The organism is Pseudomonas salicis (genome assembly GCF_057128705.1).
Window position 1 is genome coordinate 309,896 of sequence record NZ_JBSKHU010000005.1, and the last position, 26,253, is coordinate 336,148.

The 26,253-nt window shown below is 60.5% G+C and carries 27 protein-coding genes and 1 pseudogene; 6 read left to right on the forward strand and 22 right to left on the reverse strand.

Going from position 1 to position 26,253, the window contains the following annotated elements:
• Window positions 1-2: 2 nt before the first annotated feature.
• Window positions 3-293, forward strand: a complete 291-nt coding sequence (locus ACWKWE_RS19860) for a PsiF family protein (RefSeq protein WP_166595973.1) — start codon at window positions 3-5, stop codon at window positions 291-293.
• A gap of 249 nt (window positions 294-542) precedes the next feature.
• Window positions 543-1,553: an AI-2E family transporter gene (locus ACWKWE_RS19865; protein ID WP_166595972.1), complete on the forward strand. Its 1,011-nt coding sequence runs from the start codon at window positions 543-545 to the stop codon at window positions 1,551-1,553.
• A 214-nt stretch (window positions 1,554-1,767) separates the two neighbouring features.
• On the opposite strand, the gene ACWKWE_RS19870 is transcribed toward ACWKWE_RS19865, so the two are convergent.
• Window positions 1,768-3,033 carry an Hsp70 family protein gene (locus tag ACWKWE_RS19870; RefSeq protein ID WP_483851453.1) on the reverse strand — a complete coding sequence of 422 codons (1,266 nt, stop codon included), beginning with the start codon at window positions 3,031-3,033 and terminating at the stop codon, window positions 1,768-1,770.
• Window positions 3,034-3,329: 296 nt separating this feature from the next.
• On the opposite strand from ACWKWE_RS19870, the gene cbpA reads away from it, so the two are divergent.
• Window positions 3,330-4,289 (forward strand): curved DNA-binding protein, encoded by a 960-nt coding sequence (cbpA, locus tag ACWKWE_RS19875; RefSeq protein ID WP_166595970.1) that lies wholly within the window; start codon window positions 3,330-3,332, stop codon window positions 4,287-4,289.
• Between the two features lie 2 nt (window positions 4,290-4,291).
• Window positions 4,292-4,591, forward strand: a complete 300-nt coding sequence (locus tag ACWKWE_RS19880) for a chaperone modulator CbpM (RefSeq protein WP_483851454.1) — start codon at window positions 4,292-4,294, stop codon at window positions 4,589-4,591.
• 154 nt (window positions 4,592-4,745) lie between these two features.
• Here ACWKWE_RS19880 and ACWKWE_RS19885 read toward each other — a convergent pair whose 3' ends face one another.
• From ACWKWE_RS19885 to cbiE, 21 genes and pseudogenes are all read right to left on the reverse strand, one after another.
• Complete coding sequence (locus ACWKWE_RS19885; RefSeq protein ID WP_483851455.1) at window positions 4,746-5,879, reverse strand: sensor histidine kinase; 1,134 nt, start codon at window positions 5,877-5,879, stop codon at window positions 4,746-4,748.
• A 224-nt stretch (window positions 5,880-6,103) separates the two neighbouring features.
• Complete coding sequence (gene ureC / locus ACWKWE_RS19890) at window positions 6,104-7,804, reverse strand: urease subunit alpha (RefSeq protein WP_483851456.1); 1,701 nt, start codon at window positions 7,802-7,804, stop codon at window positions 6,104-6,106.
• A 120-nt stretch (window positions 7,805-7,924) separates the two neighbouring features.
• Window positions 7,925-8,230 (reverse strand): urease subunit beta, encoded by a 306-nt coding sequence (locus ACWKWE_RS19895; RefSeq protein WP_401147570.1) that lies wholly within the window; start codon window positions 8,228-8,230, stop codon window positions 7,925-7,927.
• On the reverse strand, window positions 8,227-8,763 hold the full coding sequence (locus ACWKWE_RS19900; RefSeq protein WP_166595966.1) for a GNAT family N-acetyltransferase: 537 nt from the start codon (window positions 8,761-8,763) through the stop codon (window positions 8,227-8,229). Before ACWKWE_RS19900 ends, ACWKWE_RS19895 begins: the two co-directional genes overlap by 4 nt.
• Window positions 8,764-8,814: 51 nt before the next feature.
• Complete coding sequence (locus tag ACWKWE_RS19905; protein WP_483851457.1) at window positions 8,815-9,366, reverse strand: N-acetyltransferase family protein; 552 nt, start codon at window positions 9,364-9,366, stop codon at window positions 8,815-8,817.
• A 31-nt stretch (window positions 9,367-9,397) separates the two neighbouring features.
• Window positions 9,398-9,700 carry an urease subunit gamma gene (locus ACWKWE_RS19910; RefSeq protein ID WP_081563993.1) on the reverse strand — a complete coding sequence of 101 codons (303 nt, stop codon included), beginning with the start codon at window positions 9,698-9,700 and terminating at the stop codon, window positions 9,398-9,400.
• A gap of 157 nt (window positions 9,701-9,857) precedes the next feature.
• On the reverse strand, window positions 9,858-10,703 hold the full coding sequence (locus ACWKWE_RS19915) for an urease accessory protein UreD (protein WP_483851458.1): 846 nt from the start codon (window positions 10,701-10,703) through the stop codon (window positions 9,858-9,860).
• Window positions 10,704-10,752: 49 nt separating this feature from the next.
• Complete coding sequence (urtE, locus tag ACWKWE_RS19920) at window positions 10,753-11,451, reverse strand: urea ABC transporter ATP-binding subunit UrtE (RefSeq protein ID WP_166595963.1); 699 nt, start codon at window positions 11,449-11,451, stop codon at window positions 10,753-10,755.
• 129 nt (window positions 11,452-11,580) lie between these two features.
• The gene (urtD, locus tag ACWKWE_RS19925; protein WP_483851459.1) at window positions 11,581-12,435 is read right to left on the reverse strand and encodes an urea ABC transporter ATP-binding protein UrtD; all 855 of its coding nucleotides are present in this window, start codon (window positions 12,433-12,435) and stop codon (window positions 11,581-11,583) included.
• Window positions 12,432-13,511 carry an urea ABC transporter permease subunit UrtC gene (gene urtC, locus ACWKWE_RS19930; RefSeq protein WP_341960244.1) on the reverse strand — a complete coding sequence of 360 codons (1,080 nt, stop codon included), beginning with the start codon at window positions 13,509-13,511 and terminating at the stop codon, window positions 12,432-12,434. The genes urtD and urtC overlap by 4 nt, the downstream gene beginning before the upstream one ends.
• On the reverse strand, window positions 13,511-15,103 hold the full coding sequence (gene urtB, locus ACWKWE_RS19935; RefSeq protein WP_483851460.1) for an urea ABC transporter permease subunit UrtB: 1,593 nt from the start codon (window positions 15,101-15,103) through the stop codon (window positions 13,511-13,513). The genes urtC and urtB overlap by 1 nt, the downstream gene beginning before the upstream one ends.
• A 213-nt stretch (window positions 15,104-15,316) precedes the next feature.
• Window positions 15,317-16,582: an urea ABC transporter substrate-binding protein gene (urtA, locus tag ACWKWE_RS19940; RefSeq protein WP_166595959.1), complete on the reverse strand. Its 1,266-nt coding sequence runs from the start codon at window positions 16,580-16,582 to the stop codon at window positions 15,317-15,319.
• Window positions 16,583-16,934: 352 nt separating this feature from the next.
• Window positions 16,935-18,308, reverse strand: coding sequence for a PepSY-associated TM helix domain-containing protein (locus ACWKWE_RS19945; protein WP_483851461.1), 1,374 nt, complete (start codon window positions 18,306-18,308; stop codon window positions 16,935-16,937).
• An 84-nt stretch (window positions 18,309-18,392) separates the two neighbouring features.
• Entirely contained in the window at window positions 18,393-18,839 is a 447-nt protein-coding gene (locus ACWKWE_RS19950; RefSeq protein WP_483851631.1) for a DUF2946 domain-containing protein, read from the reverse strand.
• Window positions 18,840-18,877: 38 nt separating this feature from the next.
• Window positions 18,878-19,354 carry a copper chaperone PCu(A)C gene (locus ACWKWE_RS19955; protein ID WP_341960239.1) on the reverse strand — a complete coding sequence of 159 codons (477 nt, stop codon included), beginning with the start codon at window positions 19,352-19,354 and terminating at the stop codon, window positions 18,878-18,880.
• 54 nt (window positions 19,355-19,408) lie between these two features.
• Window positions 19,409-19,825: a DUF2946 domain-containing protein gene (locus ACWKWE_RS19960; RefSeq protein ID WP_483851462.1), complete on the reverse strand. Its 417-nt coding sequence runs from the start codon at window positions 19,823-19,825 to the stop codon at window positions 19,409-19,411.
• A gap of 70 nt (window positions 19,826-19,895) precedes the next feature.
• Window positions 19,896-20,219, reverse strand: coding sequence for a helix-turn-helix domain-containing transcriptional regulator (locus ACWKWE_RS19965; RefSeq protein ID WP_483851463.1), 324 nt, complete (start codon window positions 20,217-20,219; stop codon window positions 19,896-19,898).
• Window positions 20,219-20,559 (reverse strand): annotated as a pseudogene (locus ACWKWE_RS19970) (type II toxin-antitoxin system RelE/ParE family toxin). The gene ACWKWE_RS19965 and the pseudogene ACWKWE_RS19970 overlap by 1 nt, the downstream one beginning before the upstream one ends.
• A gap of 95 nt (window positions 20,560-20,654) precedes the next feature.
• The gene (locus ACWKWE_RS19975) at window positions 20,655-21,386 is read right to left on the reverse strand and encodes a cobalt-precorrin-6A reductase (protein ID WP_483851464.1); all 732 of its coding nucleotides are present in this window, start codon (window positions 21,384-21,386) and stop codon (window positions 20,655-20,657) included.
• Window positions 21,383-22,480: a cobalt-precorrin-5B (C(1))-methyltransferase gene (locus tag ACWKWE_RS19980; RefSeq protein WP_483851465.1), complete on the reverse strand. Its 1,098-nt coding sequence runs from the start codon at window positions 22,478-22,480 to the stop codon at window positions 21,383-21,385. Before ACWKWE_RS19980 ends, ACWKWE_RS19975 begins: the two co-directional genes overlap by 4 nt.
• The gene (cbiE, locus tag ACWKWE_RS19985) at window positions 22,480-23,682 is read right to left on the reverse strand and encodes a precorrin-6y C5,15-methyltransferase (decarboxylating) subunit CbiE (protein WP_483851466.1); all 1,203 of its coding nucleotides are present in this window, start codon (window positions 23,680-23,682) and stop codon (window positions 22,480-22,482) included. Before cbiE ends, ACWKWE_RS19980 begins: the two co-directional genes overlap by 1 nt.
• 414 nt (window positions 23,683-24,096) lie before the next feature.
• Here cbiE and ACWKWE_RS19990 point away from each other — a divergent pair, with 414 nt between their 5' ends.
• Window positions 24,097-25,071, forward strand: a complete 975-nt coding sequence (locus ACWKWE_RS19990) for a hypothetical protein (RefSeq protein WP_483851467.1) — start codon at window positions 24,097-24,099, stop codon at window positions 25,069-25,071.
• A 493-nt stretch (window positions 25,072-25,564) separates the two neighbouring features.
• A complete protein-coding gene (locus tag ACWKWE_RS19995; RefSeq protein WP_483851468.1) occupies window positions 25,565-25,939 on the forward strand; it encodes a hypothetical protein in 375 nt (124 codons plus the stop codon).
• Window positions 25,940-26,253: the final 314 nt, after the last annotated feature.

The following is a 26,253-nucleotide window of genomic DNA, read 5'->3' on the forward strand; positions in this document are numbered from 1 at the left end:
CGATGAAAATGCTGCGTGTTCCTCTGTTGGTCATGGGCTTGTTGATGTGCGCTCAAGGTTTCGCTGCCACGGCACAGCAAAACAAAATGACCACCTGCAATGCCGATGCGTCGGCCAAATCCTTGAAGGGCGACGACCGCAAGGCGTTCATGAGCACCTGCCTGAAAGCCGCGCCCGCTCCGGCTGCCACGCAGCAGGAAAAGATGAAAACCTGCAACGCGACGGCCTCGACCCAGGCGCTGAAAGGCGATGCGCGCAAGACGTTCATGAGTGACTGCCTGAAGAAAAAATAAGGCATTTGTTACCAGAGTTATCGAGATGAAACGGACCTGTGGGAGCGAATTCATTCGCGAAACGGCAGCGAAGACGATGCAGATGTATCGCCGTAGTGGCCAATTGTCAGATCACCGCCCGGAGTGAATTCGGTCCCACAGGTATTTGCGTGACAGTTAGAGCGACTAACGACACTTCTAGGCGCTGGTCCTTAACAGGGAACGCTGGCAGACTGCCCATCTTTTCAGGCCGTTCGTTTTTGAGGCTGTATGCCAACGTTTTCGCCGCGTCATGTGTACATCGCCAGCTGCATTCTCGTGTTCGGCGGTCTGCTGCTGGTGTTACCGCTCAAGCTCCTGCCCAGTCTGCTCGCGGGTCTGCTGGTTTACGAACTGGTCGACATGCTCACTCCACAACTGCAACGCCTGATCGCCGGTGAGCGCGCGCGCTGGTTAGCGGTGGCCTTGCTCGGGACGTTAGTCGTGAGCGTCCTTGCGCTGCTGTTCGCGGGCGCGATCAGTTTCATCCTGCACGAAGCCGAGAATCCCGGCGCGTCGCTGGATAAATTCATGATTCTGGTGGAGCGTGCCCGTGGCCAGTTGCCGCCGTTCATCGACGGCTATTTGCCCGCCAGCGCTTCTGAATTTCAGGCCTCCCTCAGCGCGTGGCTGACCAAGCACATCGGCGAGCTGCAATTGCTCGGCAAAGGTGCCGCACACATGTTCGTGACCCTGCTGATCGGCATGGTCCTGGGTGCGATCATTGCGCTGCAACGCATTCCCGACGTCACCAAGCGCAAGCCCTTGGCCGCCGCGCTGTTCGAGCGTCTGCACCTGCTGAGTCAGGCGTTCCGCAACATCGTGTTCGCGCAGATCAAGATATCGCTGCTGAACACGGCGTTCACCTCGGTGTTCCTCGCGGTGATCCTGCCGTTGTGCGGCGTGCACCTGCCGCTGACCAAAACGCTGATCGTTCTGACATTCTTGCTGGGGCTGTTGCCGGTGGTGGGCAATCTCATGTCCAACACGCTGATCTTCATTGTCGGCATGTCGCTGTCGATCTGGGTCGCGTTGGCGGCGCTGGGGTACCTGATCGTGATCCATAAGGTCGAATACTTCCTCAACGCCCGGATCGTCGGCGGGCAGATCAGCGCGAAATCGTGGGAATTGCTGCTGGCGATGCTGATCTTCGAAGCCGCATTCGGCCTGCCCGGCGTGGTGGCAGGGCCGATTTATTACGCGTATTTGAAGAGCGAGTTGCGCAAGGTGGAGTTGGTATAGCCGTCTCGCTGCGGTTTTCGGTTCGACGCTGATTGCTTCTGGCCGAAGGCCGTGGGAGCTGGCTTGCCTGCGATCTGTTGGGCAGCAACAGCAAACCCGGCGAATGCGGTTCTGCTGATACAACCGGGTTTTCTGCATTTGCTGCCGGTTCCCGGCAGATCGCAGGCAAGCCAGCTCCTACGCCTCCGGCAGAAGCGGATCGGTGTGATGCCGCTTAGCCGTACCGCTTCTTCGCCTCGATCGCCAGCCCGCTGCCGATGCTGCCAAAGATGTTCCCTTCGACGTGCCGCGCGTTCGGCAGCATCGCCGCGACGCTGTTGCGCAGGGCGGGGATGCCGCTGGAACCGCCGGTGAAGAACACGGTGTCCACGTCGGTCACGCCCACCCCTGCATCGTTCAGCAGGCTCGTCACGCTTTGTCGAACACGCTCCAGCAGCGCATCGATCGACGCCTCGAACAGCTCGCGGCTCAGGTCAGCCTTCAAACCGGCCTCGATGCGGTCCATTGGCACCACGCGGTTGTGGGCATGGGTCAGCTGGATCTTGGTTTCTTCCACTTCCATCGCCAGCCAGTGCCCGGCGCGCTGCTCGATCAGCTTGAACAGGCGATCGATGCCTAAGGTGTCTTCGATGTCGTAGCGCATGCTGCCCAGCGCCAGTTGCGACTTCTGCGAGTACACCGAGTTGATGGTGTGCCAGGTCGCCAGGTTCATGTGGGTGCTGGTGGGCATGTAGGCGCCGCTTTTCATCCGGCTGCCGTAGCCGAACAGCGGCATCACGCCTTGCAGGCTGAGCTGCTTGTCGAAGTCGGTGCCGCCGATGTGCACGCCGCCGGTGGCGAGGATGTCGCTTTGGCGGTCATCGACCCGACGACGCTCCGGCGAGAGACGCACCAGCGAGAAGTCCGACGTACCCCCGCCGATGTCGACGATCAGTACCAGTTCTTCACGCGCCAGCGTCGACTCGTAGTCGAAGGCCGCCGCAATCGGTTCGAACTGAAACGACACGTCCTTGAAGCCGATTTTGCGCGCCACTTCGGCCAGGGTGTCTTCAGCCTCCTGGTCGGCGGCGGCATCGTCATCGACGAAATGCACCGGTCGGCCCAGCACCACGTGTTCGAATGAATGACCGGCGGCGGCTTCGGCGCGCTTTTTCAGCTCGCCGATGAACAGCCCGAGCAGGTCCTTGAACGGCATCGCCGTGCCCAGCACGCTGGTGTCGTGCTTGATCAGCTTGGAACCCAACAGGCTCTTGAGCGATCGCATCAGGCGGCCTTCATAGCCTTCCAGGTATTCGTGCAACGCCAGACGGCCGTAGACCGGGCGACGCTCTTCCATGTTGAAAAAGACCACCGAGGGCAGGGTGATCTTGTCGTCCTCCAGCGCGATCAGGGTTTTCGTTCCGGGGCGCAGCCAGCCGACCGTGGAGTTGGAGGTGCCGAAATCGATGCCTACGGCACGGGCTGGGGATGGGGTGCTCATGTCTGTACGTTCCGGTCAAAAAAACGGCCGCGCAGTGTATGCGACAAAGCGCCAGATTCGTAGCGCGCACGTCGGTTTTTCTTTTCGTAGGCGTCTATTTCACGCGGGCCGCTTGAATCAGCGCACATCACCCCCAATCTCCAAGGCAACTCTCAATGCATACGGTCGGTTTGGACCTTGTTTCAAGCTCGCGAGGCCGTGTGCCGATAACCTTGCAACATTCAGCGCGGTCGACGTTCTCATTTGATAACGCGGTACGGAACTGTGCTGGAGACTCCGGAATGGGTGACCGTTAGATGGACTTCAAAGATTATTACAAGATCCTTGGCGTTGAGCCGACGGCGGACGAGAAGACGATCAAGACCGCTTACCGCAAGCTCGCGCGCAAGTATCACCCTGACGTCAGCAAAGAGCCTGGCGCGGAAGACAAATTCAAAGAGGCGTCCGAGGCCTATGAAGCGCTGAGCGACCCTGAAAAGCGCGCCGAATACGACGACATCCGCAAATACGGCCAACAGGGCCGTTTCCAGCCGCCTCCGGGCTGGCAGGGCCGTGGTGGCGCGGGCGCAGGCCCGGGGTTTGGCGGTGGCGGTTTCGAGGGCGGGGATTTCTCCGACTTCTTCAGTTCTATTTTTGGCAATCGTGGCGGTCAGCCGGGCGGACGTCCGCGCAGCACGGGACGTAGAGGGCAAGACGTGGAACTGGACCTGGCGATTTTCCTGGAAGAAACCCTCTCCACCGAGTCAAAGAAGATCAGCTTCAAGGTGCCGCAGCACAGCGCCAACGGCCAGCGCATGGCGGATATCACCAAAAACCTCAATGTGAAGATTCCGGCGGGCGTTAGCGACGGCGAGCGCATTCGTCTTAAAGGACAAGGCGCGCCGGGCATTGCCGGGGGCGAAAATGGCGATCTGTTCCTGACCATTCGTCTGGCGCCGCATCCGCGCTTCGACGTTGAAGGCCATGACCTGATCATCACCGTGCCGCTGGCCCCGTGGGAGGCTGCGCTGGGTACGAAGGTTGCGGTGCCGACCCTGACCGGCAAGATCAACCTGACCATTCGTCCGGACAGTCAAAGCGGGCAGCGATTGCGGGTTAAAGGTAATGGTCTGTTGAACAAGCAGGGCGAGCGTGGCGATCTCTTCGCACAGTTGAAAATCGTCATGCCAAAGTCCACCGATGACGCCACCAAAGCGCTGTGGGAGAAACTGGCCGAGAAGGCCGCTTTCGATCCGAGGGCTCAATGGAGTAACTGATCATGCGCAATACCCTGGTCGTAGACATGAAGGAGTTCTGCCAGGTGGTCGATGTGCCGGCCGCCTACGTCATCGAGATTGTCGAACACGGCATCGTCGAACCCCAGGGACTCAAGCCGGACGATTGGCTGTTCGACACGTACTCGCTGTCGATCGCCAAGCGTGCGGCCAAATTGCACCATGATCTGGAAATGGAATGGGACGGCGTCGCCCTGGCGTTGAACCTGCTGGATGAGCTTGAGCAGGTGCGGGCCGAAAACCGCATGCTCAAGCAGCGGTTGGGCAGGTTTTTGCAGGATTGAGCAGGATGCAATGCCCGCGACGACGGACCTTTGTAGGAGCGAATTCATTCGCGAGGCGCCGGTACATCCGATGCATTTTTATCGCCAGAGCGAACCCATCGCGAATGAATTTGCCCCCACAGGGGAATGCGTACATCCGATGATTTGACGCCGTTCACCCCCTCTTCGGCAATACCACCGTAAACGTGGTCCCATCCCCGACATTCGACGTCACGGTGATACTCCCGCCGTGGGCGTTGACAACCTCTTTAACGATGAACAACCCCAGCCCCAGGCTGGTTGAAGGGTTGTGCGTGCCGGCTTCTTCATTAAGGGCACGCACCATCGGGTCGAAAATACTGCCGATGGCTTCCTGCGCAATCGGCTCGCCTTCGTTGTGCACCGACAGACTGATGTGATGCTCGCTGCCCGTGAGCGTCACGCTGATCTTGTGCGGCGAGGCACCATGTTGCAGGGCATTGCCGATCAGGTTTTGCAGCAGTTGGTCAATTCGCGCGCGGTCCCACTCGCCCTGCGTCTCGCCGTGAGAGGTGAACGCCGGGTCGCAGTCGGGATGGCCAGCGATGGCGGCATCAATGGCCTCACGACAGGCCACGGTCATCTCCATCGGCTTGCGCTCGACCGGCAGACTTGAACCGAGACGGCTGCGCACGAACTCCAGCAAATCTCCGACCATGGTCGCCATGTGCCGACCGCTGCTTTTGATGGCCTTGATGTAAGCCATGTCCGCATCGTTGATGGTGGTCTTGCGCATCAGGATTTCGGACGACATGCCAATGGCTTGCAACGGCGCGCGCAGGTCGTGACCCAGAATCGCCAGGAAAATATCCCGCGAACGGGTAACACGTTCGGCGTAAGCCGCCGTTGACTCAGCCAGCGCTTCATCGATGGCTTCGTTGAAGCGGATCATGTCCGTAAAGTACGCGATCTCCGGCGAAGTCAGGCTTTCGACCCAAAATCGGATCACCGTTGCGCGCAGGTGACGAAACTCCGACGTCATCTGCACCAGGTCGAAGCCGACCGTGTGCCGCAATTCGCCATGGCTGGCGGCGGCCTCATCCAGCGTCGGGGTCTTACCGACCTCTTCACCCTGCGATTTGGCGATCTGCTCGAACTTGGTCTGTGCCGTGTTCATGTCCCGCGCGGCCGCCAGCAGAATGGCCTTGGCGTGATCGCGCAGTTCCACACTGTTCATCGAATCCGCCGCAGGCGTCAGCGTCGCCGCGAATTTTTCCCATTCGTCGACGATGCGGTCCACGTGCTGAACGATGAAGTCGGAAAGACGCATGGGGGTACAACCTTGCTGGCGAAGCGCTGAGTGAAAGTGGGGCCATATTAGCGCCATGTCGTGGCGGGAAGAACAACGGATTCATCAGAAGCACCGCAGCCCCTGTAGGAGTGAGCTTGCTCGCGATAGCGGTCTGCCTGCAGCACTCAGGTGACTGACCTAACGAGATCGCGAGCAAGCTCACTCCTACAAGGCGGCGTCATCCCGCGTGAGGAGTGCGCTCATCAGAACAGAAAATACCGCTGCGCCATCGGCAATACGTCCGCAGGTTCGCACCACAGCAGCACGCCGTCGGCCTTGACCTGATAGGTCTGCGGATCGACGTCGATCTTCGGCAGGTAGTCGTTGTGGATAAGGTCCGCCTTGGTCACGCTGCGGCAGCCTTTGACTACGCCGATCTGTTTCTTCAGGCCTAGTTGTTTCGGCACGCCCGCGTCGAAGGCGGCCTGGCTGATGAAGGTCAGGCTGCTGGCGTGCAGGGCGCTGCCGTAGCTCGCGAACATCGGGCGGTAGTGCACGGGTTGTGGGGTCGGGATCGAGGCGTTGGCATCGCCCATCAGGCTGGCAGCGATTGAGCCCCCTTTGAGGATCAGCGTCGGCTTCACGCCGAAGAACGCCGGGCGCCAGAGCACCAGGTCCGCCCATTTGCCCACTTCCACCGAACCGACTTCGTGGCTGATGCCGTGGGTGATCGACGGGTTGATGGTGTATTTGGCGATGTAGCGTTTAACCCGGAAATTGTCATTACCTTCGCCGTCACCCGGCAGAGCGCCGCGTTGGCGTTTCATTTTGTCGGCGGTCTGCCAGGTGCGCATGATCACCTCCCCAACACGGCCCATGGCCTGGCTGTCGGAACTCAGCATCGAGAACGCGCCCAAGTCGTGAAGGATGTCTTCGGCGGCGATGGTCTCGCGACGGATGCGGCTCTCGGCGAAGGCCACGTCTTCGGCGATGCTCGGGTCCAGGTGATGGCAGACCATGAGCATGTCCAGGTGCTCGTCGATGGTGTTGCGCGTGAATGGCCGTGTCGGGTTGGTCGAGCTCGGCAGCACGTTGGGGAAGCCGCAGGCCTTGATGATGTCCGGCGCGTGGCCGCCCCCAGCCCCTTCGGTGTGATAGGTGTGAATCGTGCGGTTCTTGAACGCGCCGAGGGTCGTTTCGACAAAGCCGGACTCGTTCAGGGTGTCGGTGTGGATCGCCACCTGCACGTCGTACTGATCGGCGACGCTCAGGCAGTTGTCGATGGCCGCAGGGGTGGTGCCCCAGTCTTCGTGCAGCTTGAGGCCAATGGCGCCGGCCTTGACCTGTTCGATCAATGGCTCTGGCACGCTGACGTTGCCTTTACCGGTGAAGCCGATGTTCATCGGGAAGGCTTCGGCGGCCTGCAGCATGCGCATCATGTGCCATTTGCCGGGGGTGACCGTGGTGGCGTTGGTGCCCGTCGCAGGGCCGGTGCCGCCACCGATCATCGTGGTCACGCCGCTCATCAGCGCTTCTTCGATCTGCTGCGGGCAGATGAAGTGGATGTGCGTGTCGACGCCGCCTGCAGTGAGGATCATGCCTTCGCCCGCAATCACCTCTGTGGCCGCGCCGATGGCGATGGTGACGTCCGGCTGAATGTCCGGATTGCCCGCCTTGCCGATGGCGGCGATGCGCCCGTTCTTGAGGCCCACGTCGGCCTTGACGATGCCCCAGTGGTCGATGATCAGCGCGTTGGTGATCAGCGTGTCGACCACGTCGTCGGCTGACAGCTGGCCTTGGCCCATGCCATCACGAATGACCTTGCCGCCACCGAATTTCACTTCTTCGCCGTAGGTGGTGAAGTCCTTCTCGACTTCGACCCACAGCTCGGTGTCGGCCAGACGCACGCGGTCACCGACGGTGGGGCCGAACATGTCGGCGTAGGCTTGTCGGCTGATCTTCATTCTCGTTCCTCGAATCCAATTTGAGCTGCGAGCTTCAAGCTGCAAGCCTCAAGTAAAAGCGGAAGTGTGTACGCCGCGGACTGCTGTTTCTTGCCGCTTGTGGCTTGAAGCTCGGCGCTGCTACAAATCGCCCATGACTCTGCCTGCGAATCCAAATACTCGCCTCAGCCCTGCCAGGTCCACCAGCTCAACCTCTCGCGCCTGGCCCGGTTCGAAGCGCACGGCAGTGCCGGCCGGGATGTTCAGGCGCATGCCGCGGCTGGCGGCGCGGTCGAAGGTGAGGGCGTCGTTGGTTTCGAAAAAATGGAAATGCGAGCCGACCTGAATAGGCCGGTCGCCGCTGTTGGCGACGCTGAGGGTGATCGTCCGGCGTCCGACATTGAGCTCGATGTCACCGGGCTGGATCTGGTATTCACCAGGAATCATGCGCTCTTCCTCGACAGTAACTTGTAGTAAATGGCGGTGGCGTGGTACTCGCCGTCAGGGTTGCAGGCGTAGTCCGGCAGTTGGCCGCACAGCTCGTAACCCAGCGCGCGGTAAAAATCTTCGGCAGGCGAACCGGCCAGGGTGTCCAGATAGAGCAGCCCGCGTTTCTGCTGTGCAGCGGCCTGTTCGACCGCCTGCATCAATTGCGTGGCCAGCCCGCGACGGCGGGCGTGGTGCAGCACCAGCAGCTTTTGCACCTCGGCGCGGTTCAGGCCGTTGGCCTTCTGGCACAGCGCCAATTGCACGGTCGCCAGCACCTGCTCGTCCTGCACCACGACCCACATCAGCACCTTGCCCTGCTCGACCTCGGTCTTGATGCTCTCCCACCAGCTATACGCCTCGTCGGCGCTCAGATCGGCCATGAAACCGATGGACGCGCCCCGGTGCACAGCGTCCAGCAACAACGCCACCAGACCGTGGCGGTAATGCGCAAAGCTTTCACCGGTGACACGTCGCAACTGAGCAGCATTCATGACTTGGCTTCCTTCAAAGAGAGAAATCAGGGCATAGGGTTGGCTATCGGATTATGGGTTTGAACCCTGCGACGGCGCCTGAGACGGCGGGGCCTTAGCCCCCGGCGACAGGTCCAGTTGCATGAAGGTCAGGTCCAGCCAGCGGCCGAATTTGGTGCCGACTTGCGGCATCTGGCCGGTGGTGATGAAGCCTTGCCGTTCGTGCAGGTGAATCGAGGCGGCATTTCCGCTTTCGATGGCCGCGACCATCATGTGCTTGTCGCAGGTTTTCGCGCGTTCGATCAGCGCTTTCATCAACAAAGGACCGAGGCCATTGCCGCGCTGGTCGGCGCGCACGTAGACCGAATGTTCGACGGTGTGGCGGAAGCCCTCAAAGGGCCGCCAGTCGCCGAACGAGGAGTAGCCGAGCACCTGACCGGCGTTATCGACGACCACGAGGATCGGGTAGGCCTGGGTCTGGCGCGCGGCGAACCACGCTTCGCGATTGGCCAGGTCCACCGGCTGTTCGTTCCAGATCGCCGTGGTGTTGAGGACGGCGTCGTTGTAGATGTCCAGCACGGCAGGCATGTCAGTCAGCAGCGCGTCACGAATCGTATACGTCATGTTCGTTTTCACTTGTTCAAAAAGGGGTGCTTCAGGCAATCGGTTGATGCACGGTGACCAGCTTGGTGCCGTCAGGGAACGTGGCCTCGACCTGGATCTCCGGGATCATTTCCGGGATGCCTTCCATCACTTGTTCCCGGGTCAGGAGGGTGGTGCCGTAGTGCATGAGTTCCGCAACGGTCTGGCCATCGCGCGCGCCTTCCAGCAGCGCGGCGGAGATGAAGGCCATGGCTTCCGGGTAGTTGAGCTTCAAGCCCCGGGCCAGTCGCCGCTCGGCCACCAGGCCGGCGGTGAAGATCAGCATCTTGTCTTTTTCGCGTGGCGTCAGGTCCATGTTTCTTCCGTTTCAAAAAGCCAAATAAGTTGTGACCGCCACAAATCCTGTAGGAGTGAGCTTGCTCGCGATAGCGGTGTGTCAGACACATATCCTTTTCTGACAAACCGCTATCGCGAGCAAGTTCACTCCCACAGAGATGTGTGAATCCGCAAAATCAGGTACTCCAGATTCTCGGCGCGACAGCCTCTCTGCCAAACAGCGCAGGCCGCAGCACTTTCCACAATTCAATCAACCACGCCCGCGCATGCAGCGCTTCATCGGCCAGGCAGCGCGCGACGATCAGCCCTGGCAACTGACTCACATCCCCGCGCACCGGCGACTGTTCAGCCAGTTCGCGGCAACGCTCCATCAACGCCGCGTCAATCTCGCCGGTCACGATCAGCGTCGCGAACACGGGTTTGCCGCACAGGCCCACTGGCGAATCCAGCAGCCCGTCGTTACCCATGATGCGTTGGCGCTCATGCCACAGCAGTTTGCCGTCGCGACGAATGTCCAGGTGCGCCTGAAAATGCCCTTGTTCAAAACGCTCGCCACTGGCCGGCCGCCCGAGCGCCACGACGTCCCAGTACAACAGCCGCGCATCGCCTTCAAGCTCGATACGCGTGGTCAATTCAGCCTTGGCCTCGCTGAAGACGATCGTCTCCTGCGGCAGCCATTCCAGCGTAGCGCCTGCGGCAACCTTCAACTCAAGCTGTTGATAAGCGGGACCCGCCGCGCGATACCACTTGGCCGCGCCGGGGCTAGTCAGTTGTGCCCACGCATTGGGGCCGACGCTGGCGTTGATGTCCAGCCGATCCCCGCCCGCAATCCCGCCCGGTGGGTGAACGATGATGTGCTGACAGACTTGCGGGCCTTCGGGGTACAGGTGCTTTTGCACCCGCAACGGACCTTTGTGGCGGCGTTGGGTCGGGCGCGTAGTGTCGTCGAAACGCCCATAGCCCAGCTCCAGCTCGGCGTGCCAGCTGGGTGTGAACAGGGCGGTGTGGGCAGGCAGGTTCATAGTGTTCGGTGTCTTTCTTTGAAGGCGTCTACCTTAGCCGATCGGTGCATCAAATGGTGACCAGACCACGTACGCCTTCGGCCTCCATGTTTTCGCCGCGACCTTGCTGAACGATCTCGCCACGGGACATGACGATGTACTGATCCGCCAGCTCGGCAGCGAAGTCGTAGAACTGCTCGACCAGCAGAATCGCCATGTCGCCACGGGCTGCGAGTTTCTTGATCACCGCACCGATTTCCTTGATCACCGAGGGCTGAATGCCTTCGGTGGGCTCGTCCAGAATCAGCAGGCGAGGGCGGCTTGCCAGGGCGCGGCCGATGGCCAGTTGTTGCTGCTGACCACCCGACAGGTCGCCGCCACGGCGATGCTTCATCTGCAGCAGCACGGGGAACAGCTCGTAGATGAACGCCGGCACTTCCTTGGCCTCTGAGCCGGGAAAACGGGACAGGCCCATCAGCAGGTTTTCTTCCACCGTCAGACGCCCGAAAATCTCGCGTCCCTGGGGCACGTAAGCGATGCCGGAATGCACGCGTTGGTGCGGCTTGAAACCGGTGATCGGCTTGCCTTCCCACTGCACCACGCCTTCTTTGGCGGGCAGCAGGCCCATCAGGACTTTTAGCAGGGTGGTCTTGCCCACGCCGTTACGGCCCAACAGGCACGTGACTTCGCCGATCTTCACGTCAAAAGACAGGCCGCGCAGGATGTGGCTGCCGCCGTAGAACTGATGAAGCTTTTCAACCTGGAGCATGGCGTCATTTCCCAAATATTTAGGCAGGACCTGTAGGAGTGAGCTTGCTCGCGATAGCAGAGTGTCAGGCGATGAGATGCCGACTTCAGAATCGCAATCGCGAGCAAGCTCACTCCTACAGGGTCGGCGTTATCTGCCGAGATAAACCTCAATCACCCGCTCATCCGCCTGCACTTCTTCCAGCGACCCCTCCGCCAGCACACTGCCTTGGTGCAGCACGGTGACGTGGTCGGCGATGGTGCCGACGAAGCCCATGTCGTGCTCGACCACCATCAGCGAATGCTTGCCCGCGAGGCTCTTGAACAGTTCGGCGGTGAATTCGGTTTCGGCGTCGGTCATCCCCGCCACAGGCTCGTCGAGTAGCAGCAGCTGCGGGTCCTGGACCAGCAACATGCCGATCTCCAGAAACTGCTTCTGCCCGTGGGACAGCAAACCCGCAGGCCGCGCCATCGATGAGGTCAGGCGAATGGTTTCCAGCACGTCGCTGATGCGATCGCGTTGCTCGCCGTTGAGCTTGGCCCGCAGGCTGGCCCAGACCGATTTGTCGGTCTTCTGCGCCAGCTCCAGGTTCTCGAATACGCTCAGCGCTTCGAACACGGTCGGCTTCTGAAACTTGCGCCCGATCCCGGCCTGAGCAATCTGCACTTCGCTCATCTTGGTCAAATCCAGCGTCTCGCCGAACCAGGCGGTGCCGTGACTGGGGCGGGTCTTGCCGGTGATCACGTCCATCAGCGTGGTTTTGCCTGCGCCGTTAGGGCCGATAATGCAGCGCAGTTCGCCCACACCGATGTACAGATTCAGATCGTTCAGCGCCTTGAAACCGTCAAAACTGACGCTGATGCTTTCCAGCGTGAGAATGGTGCCGTGTCGGGTGTTCAGCCCTTTACCGGCGATCTGGCCCAAGCCGATGGCGTCGCGGCTGGTGCCTGCGTCGCTGTTCGGGTCCAGCACGGGATCGAATGCGGGAGTCGGCGTGCTTTTCATTGTTCGCCCCTTTTTTTCATCAGGCCAATCACGCCTTTGGGCAGGTACAGCGTCACCACGATGAACAGCGCGCCGAGGAAGAACAGCCAGTATTCCGGGAAGGCCACGGTGAACCAGCTCTTCATGCCGTTGACCAGACCGGCCCCCAACAGCGGGCCGATCAGGGTGCCGCGCCCGCCCAAGGCGACCCAAACAGCAGCCTCGATGGAGTTGGTCGGCGACATTTCGCTGGGGTTGATGATGCCCACTTGTGGCACATACAGCGCGCCCGCCAAGCCGCACAAAACAGCGCTCAGCACCCAGACGAACAGCTTGAAACCGCGCGGGTCGTAGCCACAGAACATCAGGCGGTTTTCTGCGTCCCGCACAGCGGTCAGCACCCGGCCGAACTTGCTGCGCGCCAGGCGCCAGCCGACGAACAGGCTGCCGACCAGCAAGGTCACGGTGAGCAAAAACAGCACCGCCCGTGTGCCTTGGGAGGTGATGCTGAAACCCAGAATGCTGCGGAAGTTGGTGAAGCCGTTGTTGCCGCCGAAACCGGTTTCGTTGCGGAAAAACAGCAGCATCCCGGCGAAGGTCAGTGCCTGGGTCATGATCGAGAAATACACGCCCTTGATCCGCGAACGGAAGGCGAAAAAGCCGAACACCAGCGCCAGCAGTCCTGGCGCCAACACCACCAGGCACATGGCCCAGAGGAAGTGTTGCGTGCCGACCCAATACCACGGCAGCTCGGTCCACGACAGGAAGGTCATGAACGCAGGCAGGCTGTCGCCCGAGGCTTCGCGCATCAGGTACATGCCCATCGCGTAACCGCCCAGCGCGAAGAACAGGCCATGGCCCAGGGACAACAGGCCCGCGTAGCCCCAGACCAGATCCAGCGCCAGGGCGACAATGGCGTAACACAGAATCTTGCCCACCAGCGTCAGGGTGTAGGCCGACACTTGCAGGCTGTTGCTTTCGGGCAGCAGCGAGAGCAACGGCAGGGCGATCAGCAGGGCGAGGATGACCACGCCCACCGCGAGCGTGACTTTGGTGCCAGCGCGTTGCGCGGCGGTAACCATCAATGGCTGGTTCATCAGTCGATCACCCGTCCTTTGAGCGCGAACAGCCCTTGCGGACGTTTCTGGATAAACAGAATGATCAGCGCCAGGATCAGGATCTTGCCCAGCACTGCGCCGATTTGCGGTTCGAGAATCTTGTTGGCGATGCCAAGGCCAAAGGCCGCCGTGACGCTGCCAGCCAATTGCCCGACGCCGCCGAGCACCACCACCAGGAACGAGTCGATGATGTAGCTCTGGCCCAGGTCAGGACCGACGTTGCCGATCTGGCTCAGCGCCACGCCGCCCAGCCCGGCGATGCCGGAGCCGAGCCCGAAGGCCATCATGTCGATGCGCCCGGTGGGCACGCCGCAGCAGGCGGCCATGTTGCGGTTCTGGGTCACGGCGCGCACGTTCAGACCCAGGCGGGTCTTGTTCAGCAGCAGCCAGGTCAGCACCACCACGAACAGCGCGAAGCCAATGATGATGATCCGGTTGTACGGCAGCACCAGGTTCGGCAGCACTTGAATGCCACCGGACAGCCATTCGGGGTTGGCGACTTCGACGTTCTGAGCGCCGAACACCACGCGGATCAGCTGAATCAGCATCAGGCTGATGCCCCAGGTCGCGAGCAGGGTTTCCAGCGGGCGACCGTACAGGTGACGAATCACGGTGCGCTCCAGCGCCATGCCGATGCAGGCGGTGACGAAGAACGCCACCGGCAGCGCCACCAGCGGATACAACTCGATGGCGCCGGGTGCGTAGCGCTGGAACATGATCTGCACAACGTACGTCGCGTAGGCGCCGAGCATCAGCATCTCGCCGTGGGCCATGTTGATCACGCCCAACAGGCCAAAGGTGATCGCCAGCCCCAGTGCCGCGAGCAGCAGGATGGACCCCAGGGAAATACCGCTGAACACTTGGCCGATCACTTCACCCACCATCAGCTTGCGTTTGACTTGCGCCAGGCTGGTTTCGGCTGCAAGGCGCACGGTGGGGTCGGTTTCAACGTTCGGTTCGAGCAGGTTCTGAAGACGGGTGCGGGCCAGTGGGTCGCCGGTTTCACCGAGCAAACGCACAGCGGCGAGGCGCACGGTCGGGCTGGTGTCGACCAGTTGCAGATTGGCCAGCGCGAGGTTCAGGGCCGAATGAACGGTGTCGTCTTTTTCGCTGGCGACTTGCTGCATCAGCAGTTGCAGTTGCGCAGGGCGGGCGCTTTTCTGCAGGGTCAGCGCGGCGGCCAGACGCAATTTGGCGTCGGCGGCGAGTAATTGGTGACTGGCCAGCGCTGTTTCCACCAGACCGCGCAGACGGTTGTTCAGGCTGATGGCCTGGGGCTCGTCAGGATTGGGCGCATCGGCTGAGGCCGGGGCATTCGGGTCGACGGCGGCGTAGGTGTCGCCGTTCTGGATGAAGGCGCGGTTGCTGCTGTCGGCGGCCACCCGGCCTTCCTGCATGGCAACCAGCAACTCGACGCGCGCAGGGTCGGGCTTGGCGGCCCAGGCTTCCAGCAATTCAGCGCGTTCGGAGGATTCGGCCGCGACAAAGTCACCGGCATCGCTGGCGTGGGCTGCGAAAGGCAGCAACAGGCTCAGGGCGATAATGAGGCGGTAGAGAAGAGATCTGGGCATATCGTTTGGCCTTGGTGTCGGCGTACAGCAGAGAAACCGCGTTGAGGCATTTCGCGAATGAATTCGCTCCCACAGAAGATCGCGATCAACTGTAGGCCTTCGCTTGCTCGCGATAGCGGTTTGCCTGTGGTCTTTGCGCCGTCTGACACACCGCCATCGCGAGCAAGCTCACTCCTACAGGGACGGTCTTTTCTGGCCATCCCCTGAGCTTGCTTAGTTACTCTTCACCGCATAATCAGGCTTCTTGTCGTTGCCCGGAATGAACGGACTCCAAGGCTGAGCACGGATCGGCTCCTTGGTTTTCCAGACCACGTTGAACTGACCGTCGGCCTTGATCTCGCCGATCATCACTGGCTTGTGCAGGTGGTGGTTGGTCTTGTCCATGGTCAGGGTGAAGCCCGACGGCGCGGCGAAGGTCTGGCCGGCCATGGCTTCGCGGACTTTATCCACATCGGTGGACTTGGCTTTCTCGACCGCCTGCGCCCACATGTGGATGCCCACGTAGGTGGCTTCCATAGGGTCGTTGGTCACGGCCTTGTCGGCGTTCGGCAGGTTGTGGGCCTTGGCGTAGGCTTTCCAGTCCGCGACGAACTTGGTGTTGACCGGGTTCTTCACCGACTCGAAGTAGTTCCAGGCGGCCAGGTTGCCCACCAGCGGTTTGGTGTCGACGCCGCGCAGTTCTTCTTCGCCCACCGAGAATGCAACGACCGGTACGTCGGTGGCCTTCAGGCCCTGATTGCCCAGTTCCTTGTAGAACGGCACGTTGGAGTCGCCGTTGACGGTGGAGATCACCGCAGTCTTGCCGCCAGCGGAGAACTTCTTGATGTTGGCCACGATGGTCTGGTAATCGCTGTGACCGAACGGGGTGTAGACCTCTTCGATGTCGCTGTCCTTCACGCCTTTGGAGTGCAAGAACGAACGCAGAATCTTGTTGGTGGTGCGTGGGTAAACATAGTCGGTGCCCAGCAGGAAGAAGCGCTTGGCCGCGCCGCCGTCTTCGCTCATCAGGTACTCGACCGCAGGAATCGCCTGCTGGTTAGGTGCAGCGCCGGTGTAGAACACGTTCGGCGACATCTCTTCGCCTTCGTATTGCACCGGGTAGAACAGCAGGCCGTTCAGCTCTTCGAAGACCGGCAATACCGATTTACGCGACACCGACGTCCAGCAACCGAACACCACAGACACCTTGTCCTGAGTGATCAACTGACGTGCCTTTTCAGCGAACAGCGGCCAATTGGACGCAGGGTCAACGACCACGGCTTCCAGCTTCTTGCCGTTGACGCCGCCTTTGGCGTTGATTTCGTCGATGGTCATCAGCGCCATGTCTTTGAGCGACGTTTCAGAGATGGCCATGGTCCCGGACAAAGAATGAAGAATGCCGACCTTGATGGTGTCGGCGGCCTGGGCGGTCCACGTCAAACCCATAGCGGCGATCGATGCGGACAAGGTGAACGCTTTAAGCAAACTACGACGCTTCATTGGCTAGCTCCATTCTTTGATTTTTTTAGGAAAGGCTGTTGGCGGTGCAGAGGTTGTGTCTGCTTAGGCTTTAGCAAAGGCTGGGCCAACGCCGTAAACGTCGCAGAATCGAATGAAAGCGTCGCGACCGAGAGAGGGGGTGCACCAATGTGGGGTGGCGCGGGAGCCGTGGTGCGGTGGGTGCGCTGATGTGGTGCGGATGTTGTCTGGGTCGACAGGTTTTTGGTGGGGCGCGCTCAAACGGCGCTGCACATGTCGGACAGAAAAAAAAAGACGGGGCCTGAAACCGGAAATGAGGAGGAATTCATCACTAAACCACCCAAAAAAGGTTCCAGGCCCCGCAGGACGCAATCTAAGCTGTTGTCGTCGATTTGGCAAAGCGCGAAAGGGCTATCCGATCGAGTAACCATATTGCCACCATGGAAATCCCGACGAGCGGAAAGGCAACCCCCAGCGCAATCATCACCACTGTCGCCATTTTCCAGCGCGGCAAGTCATGACGCAGCGGCGGAACACCCCAGCCGTTTTGCGGCCGACGTTTCCACCAGATCACAATCCCGCTCACCGAACTGAGCAGCACCATCAGGCAGATGAACAGGATGATCAGCTGATTGATCCAGCCGAACATCTTGCCTTCGTGCAGCATCACGCCCAACTCGGTGGCTCGCGACACCACGCTGTAATCGGCGTAGCGGACGTCCGCCAGCACCTTGCCGCTGTGCTGATCGACATGCAGTGTGGCGTCGTTGTGAGGATCGTCTGCAAACACCGACACTGTGAACACGCCGTCGGCGGTTTTGGGTGACGTGATGCTGTAGCCAGGTTCGATCTTCCGCTCCTTGGCGATGTCCACGACCCGTTGCAACGTGATCTTGGGCGCGGCAGATGCGCTGGACATGGCGCTGTGATTCATGTGCTCCGCGTGATCGCCGGACGACACCGGCATCGGTGTGTTTTCCATGGCCCACGGCACGGTCTGCACGGCGGCGGTGTTCAGGTCGCCCGCCTGTTTGTCGGACTTCGGCACGTCATTCCACATCGCCGCAGGAAACGTGTTCCACACATCGGCATAGACCTTGCCCCACATCCCCGTCCACGTCATGCCGCTCAAGAGCATGAACAACAACGCCACCGAACCCCAAAAGCCGGTCACCGCATGCAGGTCGCGCCACAGCACTCGGCCTTTGGCGCTGATCCGCGGCCATAGCACGCCTGCCGATGAACGCCCTCGCGGCCACCACAGATAAAGGCCGGACACCACCAGCACGATGCCCCAACCCGCTGCGAGCTCGACAAGACGATCGCCGACCGTGCCAATCATCAGTTCGCCGTGCAGCTCGCGGGCCATCGCTTGCAGGTTGCTCTTCGCATCCTGGGTGCCGAGGATCTGGCCGTTATAGGGATCGATGAACAGGTTCACGTCGCGGCCGTCTTGTTTCACCACGAACTGCGCGCTGCTCTCCGCGTTCACAGGCGGCAGGTATTTGCTGATCAACACGTTGGGGTAGGCCGCGAGCACACGCTGTTGCTGCTCGTCGGCGCTCAGCAGGTGATGGGCCGGTTTGACCGTCAGCAGGTCGCTGTACATCAGCGAATCGAGCTGCGGTTTGAACAGATAAACCATCCCGGTCAACGACAGCAGGATCATGAACGGCGCCACGAACAGCCCGGCATAGAAATGCCAGCGCCACGCCAGGTTGTAGAAAGACACGTTGGGTCTGGACACGGTAAAACGCTCCCGTCAGGGATAAGCACGGCGCAACCTGCTGACGGCTGCATGGCCGTCAGCGGGTGCGGATGTTCTGAATGTTCAAGCGACGGAAGCGAAGGGCGGAGCGCGACTGCGTGCGTTGGGGAAGACATGCCGCTGAGCGTGCCCCTGTTGCGGGGTCGCGTTGTAGAAGTCGGCAGGTTTCGGCGGTACAGGCGCAATGACCGCCAGCGTCTGGGTCAGCGCGGGGCAACTGAACAGCAGGGTGCAATAGCCGCACTTGGCCCAGATCACATGATCCACGCCTGCCCCGTCAGCCGCCTTTGCGTGGTGTCCGCTGTGATCGGCAGACGACATGTCCATCGGCATGGACATGTCCATGTCGGCAGCCATCGACGCCGACATCGGCATGCCCGCGTGATGCTCCATCGGCATCGATTGGGAGATCAGTGGGCCGACGAAAATCATCAGCATCGCGAACAGGCTCAGCCACGCACCCGACGTTTTGCGGGGGGCGTCAGCGTGACGACTGCGGATCGCGGACAAGCGGCTCAAGGGCGTTAAGCTTCGATGATCAGGGGCGATTAATGGGCATGGGCAGGCGCCGAATCGTCAGGCGCGTCCTTTTGCACCACCACCTCGACCGCCAGGTCTCCGGCCTTTTCGAAGTGAAGGGTCAACGGGAAGCGCTGGCCAGTCGTCAGCTTCGAGCGGTCCTTCAGGTCCAGCAGCATGACGTGGTAGGCCATTGGGGCGAAGGTCACCGTGCCACCTGCCGGAATGTCTACCGACTCGACCTGCTGCATCTTCATGAGGCCGTCCTGATGCACATGCTGGTGCAATTGAGCCGTGCCCGCGATGGGGCTGTCGACGCTGACCAGACGATCGGCGTCCGAACCGCCATTTTTGATCACAAAGTAGGCGGCAACGGTGGGCGAGTTCGGTGGCAGCTCCATTGACCACGGGTGAGCGATGGACAGTGGGCCTTTTTCATATTCGTGAGCATCCACCACGCAGGTAGACAGCAGCAAAGCTGCCAGCAGCAGAACTTTTTTCAACATGGGGCAGGCCTCTTCAGGTCATTCAGATACGCGATGTAAAGCGTGAACGAACGATCAGACGCGCGGAGAGGCTCGGGGATTGAGGTTGGGCCATAACACCCGAGGTGGCGCGTGGAACACCAAAATGGCATCCGGCAGGCGGACAGGCTGGACGAACACGATGAAACCTGGCTGATTGTCGGCGGGAATCGCCACCATCGACAGAACGCCGGAGCAGCACGGGCAATGCTCCATCAGGGCGTGGTCGTTACGCTCCGGGCTGCGTTGATCGGCAGACGAAATGGGCGTGGCCACCAAACGCGTGCCGCTGCCGGTACAGAAACTGCCCCATACCACCCGCTCGCCTTGCGTACGCGGCATCGTCGGCGTCATGGGCATCGCCAACATGCCGAACAGCAGCGCAAAGCACGCAACCCAGGCAAAGGCCCGGCGCCGCTTGAGGCTGATGAGGGTACATTCTTGTTTTTTCATGTCGGCCATTTAGCCTGAATGGGCGCGAGATGTAAAAAGTGTGGGTGCGGCGATGTGTCGCGGGGCGCGATCAATGAACTGGAACAGCCGTCACCTGAATGTCTACCTTTAGCCAAACCCGCATGGCGCTGAAAATGGCAGCCAGATTGTCCATGCTGGGATTGCCGTGTGCTGACAGCATTCGATGCAGGCTTTTGCTGGGTTTATCTGTTTTTCGCGATAACGTTTCAAATCCAATGGTTGCATTGATCAGGTCTCGGAGAATGATGCGAGCAACCTCAGGCTCACCATTGAGAAACACAGTGGCAGCCTCATCCAGCAACCCCTGCGCAAACGCGGGATCATTCTGTATTCGCTCGGTGATCGTATGTTTGTAGCTGCGGGTAAGTGCCATCAGGCGCCTCGCTCATGTCTTTGCTTCTTCTGGGCTTTGTAGTCGGCGATCAGCGTTCTGGCCCCCGCTTGATGTCTGCTGTCCGGTTTGATTTCGTGCCGCCACCAAACAGGATGATCAACTTTCCGCCTTCTTGAACCAGATAGATCCGGTACCCCGGTCCCCAGTTGATTCGGTACTCCCCCAAACCGTCGAACCACTTGATATTCGAGGTGTTACCGGATTCCATCCTTGCCAGCGCCGTGCTGACTTTCCAGGCCGCTGCGGCCGGTAGGGTGTTGAACCACGCGTTGAACGGGCTTTTCTGATCTTCGGTTAAATATTCTTGAAAGGTGATTATTGGGGAGTGATGGTAACTCTAGCGTTACCATTGATGCCATCAGTTGTTGAGACGTGCATTGTCCCCCTGACGAGGCGGTGGAGTGCGTTACATATTTAGGGGTACGCTAAAAGCTCGCCTAGCGCCTGCGATAGCGTTCTCACGTCAAAAAACTCCCGATCAACCTCCGCCAACTTCGGCCGTTTCAACACCAACACCGGCACCCCACGCTCCCGCGCCACTTCCAGCTTGGGCTCTGTCGCACTGCTCCCGCTGTTCTTGCTGATCAACACATCGATCTGGCGACGCTCGAACAACTCACGCTCGTCCTCAAGGTGAAACGGCCCGCGCGCACCGATGACTTCGCAGCGTGCGTTGCCGGGGTAGACGTCGAGGGCGCGGAGGGTCCAGAACTGGTGGTCGGGGATTTCGTGCAGGTGTTGCAGCGGCTCGCGGCCCAGTGTGAAGAGTGGGCGTTTGAAGGGGGCGAGTGCCGTGATGAGTTCTGCCCAGTCCGAGACCTCTCGCCAATTGTCGTCGGGACCGGCTTGCCAGGCAGGGCGACGCAGGCCCCAGCAGGGAATGCCTGTCAGGATGGCGGCAGTGACGGCGTTCTGACTGATCTGCGCGGCGTAGGGATGCGTCGCATCAAGGATCAGACCAATCCCTTCATCGCGTACGAATTGCGCCAGGCCTTCCGCGCCGCCGTAACCGCCGACCCGCACCTCGCATTGCAAGTCGCTTGGCACGCGGCCCACGCCCGCAAGGCTATAGATGTGGTGTGGCCCCAGCGTTCGGGCGATGGCAAGCGCTTCCGTCACACCGCCCAACAACAAGATGCGCCTCATTGGAACGCACCCGCGTGACCCACGATGCCACCTTGCCGGTCAATGGCAAACACCTCGACCTGCACTTGGGAAGGCACCACGCTGCGGGCGAAATCCAGCGCGTGCTGACACACCGCATCCCCCAATGCCACGCCGACCGCCGCCGCCATGGCCAGCGCCTGCTGGCTGGTGTTGGCCTCGCGAATCCGCTGCTGCAATTCGGCGTCAGCCCCTACGTCGGCGGCCCATTGCGCCAGTTGGTCCAGATTGATGCTGGAATGTCGGCTGTGCAGGTCCATGTGTCCGGCGGCGAGCTTGCTGATCTTGCCAAAGCCGCCGCACAGGCTGAGTTTATCCACAGGCACCTTGCGCAGATGCTTGAGGACAGCGCCGACGAAATCGCCCATCTCGATCAGTGCGATGTCGGGCAGGTCATAGACCCTTCGCATGGTGTCTTCGCTGGCGTTGCCGGTGCAGGCGGCGATGTGCTGGTAGCCGTTGGTCTTGGCGACGTCGATGCCTTGATGAATCGACGCGATGTAGGCCGCGCAGGAAAATGGCCGGACGATGCCGCTGGTGCCGAGGATCGAGATCCCGCCCAGAATCCCCAGACGCGGGTTCATGGTTTTGAGCGCCAGCTCGCTGCCTTTTTCCACGCAGACCGTGACTTCGAAGCCGCCGGCATAACTCAGGTCAGCCGCCAACTGAGTCAGATGCTCGGTCATCATGCGCCGGGGGACGGGGTTAATGGCCGGCTCGCCGACGCCCAGCACCAGGCCTGGGCGGGTCACGGTGCCGACGCCGGGGCCTGCGACGAATCGCACACCGGGTTCGGACATCAGCCGCACCTGCGAGTACAACAACGCACCGTGGGTGACGTCCGGATCATCGCCCGCATCCTTGATCGTGCCCGCTTCCGCGCCACCTTCGATTGCCCGGCAAAACTCCAGCCGCATCTGCACCTGCTTGCCCTTGGGCAGCGTGATGTCGATGGCGTCGTTCATCTCACCTGCCAAGAGCAATCGCGCCGCCGCGAGGGAGGTCGCCGTGGCGCAGCTGCCCGTGGTCAGGCCGCTGCGCAGGGGAGCGGGTTGCTCGGCGGTTTCGTCGCGCATCAGGGCTTGATCGCTTCGAGCAGGGTGATCGGCAGTGCCTGACGCCACGTGTCGAATTTGCCGAGCGGCTTGGAGTGGGCGATATGAATGCGCGTCAGCTCGCCGCCATGCCGTTCACGCCAGTTCACCAGCATCGCTTCGCTTTGCAGCGTGACGGCGTTGGCGATCAAACGGCCACCTGAACGCAATTGCTCCCAGCAGCCGTCCAGCACGCCGGGTCGTGTCACGCCGCCGCCAATGAAAATCGCGTCGGGGCGTTCCAGCCCTTCAAGCGCGTCGGGCGCGCGGCCGCGCACCAATTGCAGACCGGGAACCCCAAGCGCGTCGCGGTTGAATTCGATCAGTTGATGGCGATCTTCATTGGACTCAATGGCGATGGCGCGGCAGGTGGGGTGGGCACGCATCCACTCGATGCCGATGGAACCGCAGCCCGCACCGACGTCCCACAACAGCTCGCCAGGCACGGGCGCGAGACGGGCGAGGGTGATGGCGCGCACGTCGCGTTTGGTCAACTGGCCGTCGTGACGAAACGCGTCATCGGGGAGTCCGCCGAGGGGCGACAGTCGCAGGGTATTCGGCGCGGCGCGGCAGTCGATGGCCACCAGATTCAGGGGCGCGATGTCTGGGTCCGACCAGTCCTGAGCGGTGCCGTCCACACGGCGTTCCGCCGGGCCGCCCAAGTGTTCGAGGACGGTCATGTGGCTGGGCCCGAAACCCCGCTCGCGCAGCAAGGCCGCCACCGCGGCGGGGCTGTGTCCGTCATTGCTCAGCACCAGCAGGCGCAAACCGTGATGCAGTTGCGCGTTCAATGCCGCCAAGGGGCGAGCGACCACCGACAGTGTCACCACATCCTGCAACGCCCAGCCCAAGCGGGCGGCAGCCAGCGAATAGGAGGAGGGGGCGGGGATCACGCGCATCTGCTCGATGGGCACCTGGCGTGTCAGGCTGACGCCGACGCCAAACAGCATCGGGTCGCCGCTGGCAATCACACAGATCGGCTCACCGCGCTGATCCAGCACGGGCTGCAAGGAAAACGGGCTAGGCCACTGACGGCGTTCAGCCTGGATGCACGGCGGCAACAGGTCCAGCTGGCGCGAGCTGCCGAACACCTGACGCGCCTGCAACAGCGCATGCCGCGCATTTTTGCCCAGCCCCTTGTAGCCGTCCTCACCGATTCCCACGACTGTCAGCCACGGCGACATGTATTGCCCTCAGACCCAATGCTTGCGACAGACCGATTTGAAAGGCCTGTGGATAAAGGTGGGCATGATAGCGCGCTGGCAGAGCGTCGTCGTCCATGGGCCTGTCGCAAAGATGGGCGCAATCCTCTGTGGAGCGAATTCATTCGCGAGACGACGGTGCAATCTATACATCTCTGTTGGTTGGAATATTTTTCGCGAATGAATTCGCTCCCACAGATTCAGGCGCCAGCGGTCGTACTGGCTGTCAGAAGATTTCTGGCGCTCACGTCTGTTTCGTAAGGTTTTTGAAGACGACAGGTAGGGCATTTCTGAAACTTCCGTAGTCACGCCCAAATCCCCGCGGCATCTACTGACAACCCCCAAAACCGACCCCTATCGTCCTTGCCTTCTTCAGACGACTAGGACGATCCCCCCATGTCCACGCCTTACGCGTTCATCAATGACGGAAAACGCAGTCTCTCCTGGTATCGAGAGGGTCTCGTGATGGGTGGGCGCGCCCACCAGAAATTCGACCGGGTCAACGCTCACCTCGGCTTGGGGGGCATGGGCAAGCCGGGAGAGTTAATCATCGTCGGTGACGACTCAACGGAGATGTGCACACCGGACGAGGAAATGCTCATGTTCCATGCTCGAAACGTCCATCAGACCCTCTTGGGCAGCAACAACGCCAGCGCACACCTGCAGACTCACAATTACGACTTGCTGCAAAGCATCATGACCTACGGCTCCATCGGCGTCGGCAGTGCGACCTCGGCATGGGCAACGCACCTGAATCAGGTGCAGGACACGCTGAAAGACATCGGTACGGCATATCAGAAATGGCGCTTCGGAGTGTTCACCAAAGATCAGTTTCTCGCACAGCGCCAAGCGCTTTTCAGCACACTCGACGGCCAGCTACGGGGGATTGGACGCTGGGGAACTGGGTTCAAGAACAACTCATCGATCAAGAAAATGCTGGGGATCTCCAGTAAGCGATACCTGCACACCGGCGAGATCGCCAACTATGCGAAGAACGTCAAACGCATGGGCAACGTCGCGCGTCATCTGAGTTCGGGAACGGTCGTGGGCGTGATGCTGGACCTTGGCGCCGGAGGATTGGAAATCAAGGAGGCCTGCTCGACGGGGCGCGAACAGCAATGCACGAAGGCGAAGTTTGTGGAGGTGGGGAAGATGATGCTTGGGATTCCGGTGGCGTGGAAAGGTGGAGCTGTCGCGGGCCCCGCTGCAGCCCAACTGTGTCTGAGGATGGCGGGACCGTCTCGTGGCGCGAGTGTTGTCGTATGCGGGATCGCGGGAGGTGCGCTGGCTGGCTGGGGGGCTGGCAAGGGCGGTTCGGTTGCTGGAGAGGTGTTAAGTACGATGTTGTATGAGGTCATTGAAGGTGAATGATCTTTTCTTATTGTGGGTTGCTCTTATCTCAGCCGGTTTTTTACTCATTGGACATTGCCTCGCGCTCTATGCCGCGTACCGTGTCCTCCCTGAGATTGAACGACGGTTGTACAACTGCAAAATCGTTACAGATGCCATTAGATTTTGGGGCCCGTACAGCCATCCGGGAAGGATATATCGCTACTCGATGCTCAGCTTGGTACTGACGTCTCCCCGGCTTTTGCACAAGCATGGCCTGATTGATCTCGAACAAGTGCGCAGCCTTTCTGTAAAGCATCGACGTTGGATAAGCATTCCGTCGAGGATCGGAGGCATCGGCCTTATCACAATGTTGACGGCGCTGGCGCTTACAGGACGGCTTTGGTAGCCCTCACTGTGTTCATAGGCGGAGCTGGCTCGTAACTTTTGGCTAGCGTCTTATACGGCTCATTCCGTAGGTCTGCGGCGGTTATAACTGAGGCGGGTGGAGCGATGCTCTACGAGTTGATTGGCGATGAGTGACCGTTTTTTGGAATGGATCGCTTTGATATCAGGCGTGATTGTGGTTGTGAGTTTTTGCATTGATGTCTACGTCAAATACTTCGTATTGGAAAAAGTTGAAGCCCAACTAAAAAGTTGCAAAATCGTCGAAGACGCACGCTTGCTGTGGAGCGGCAGTGGCTTCGTAGGTAGACGACACAGATTGGTGGCAGTCAACCTTGCGCTGACATCCCCCGAGCTTCTACTTGAGAATGGGCTGGTGGATGTCGGCGAGCTCAAGCAGGTGCCCTCTCACCTGAAGCGGTGGATTTGCATACCTGACACGATCGGGCTGGGAGGTTTCGTCGTTGGGATGATTGCTTTGGCGCTGCTGGGCAAACTTTGGTAACGCTATTGATGTGGACGGGCATTACGGCTGCGGTAGTGCAACTCATCGGGTTTCTCTTCATGGTCTACGCCGCTTATTTCATCCTCCCCGAGATTGAACGGCATTTGTACAGCTGCAAACTGGTCACTGACGCTAGAAAATTCTGGGGGCCGTACAGTCATGCCGGGAGAATGTACCGGTATTCAATGCTCAGGCTGGTGCTGGGGTCTCCTCTGCTTCTTGAACGAAAAGGCTTGATCGATGTTGAGCAAGTGAACAGCCTTTCCCTTCGGCATAGGCGATGGGTGTACCTCCCGATGCGGTTCACAGGCGTG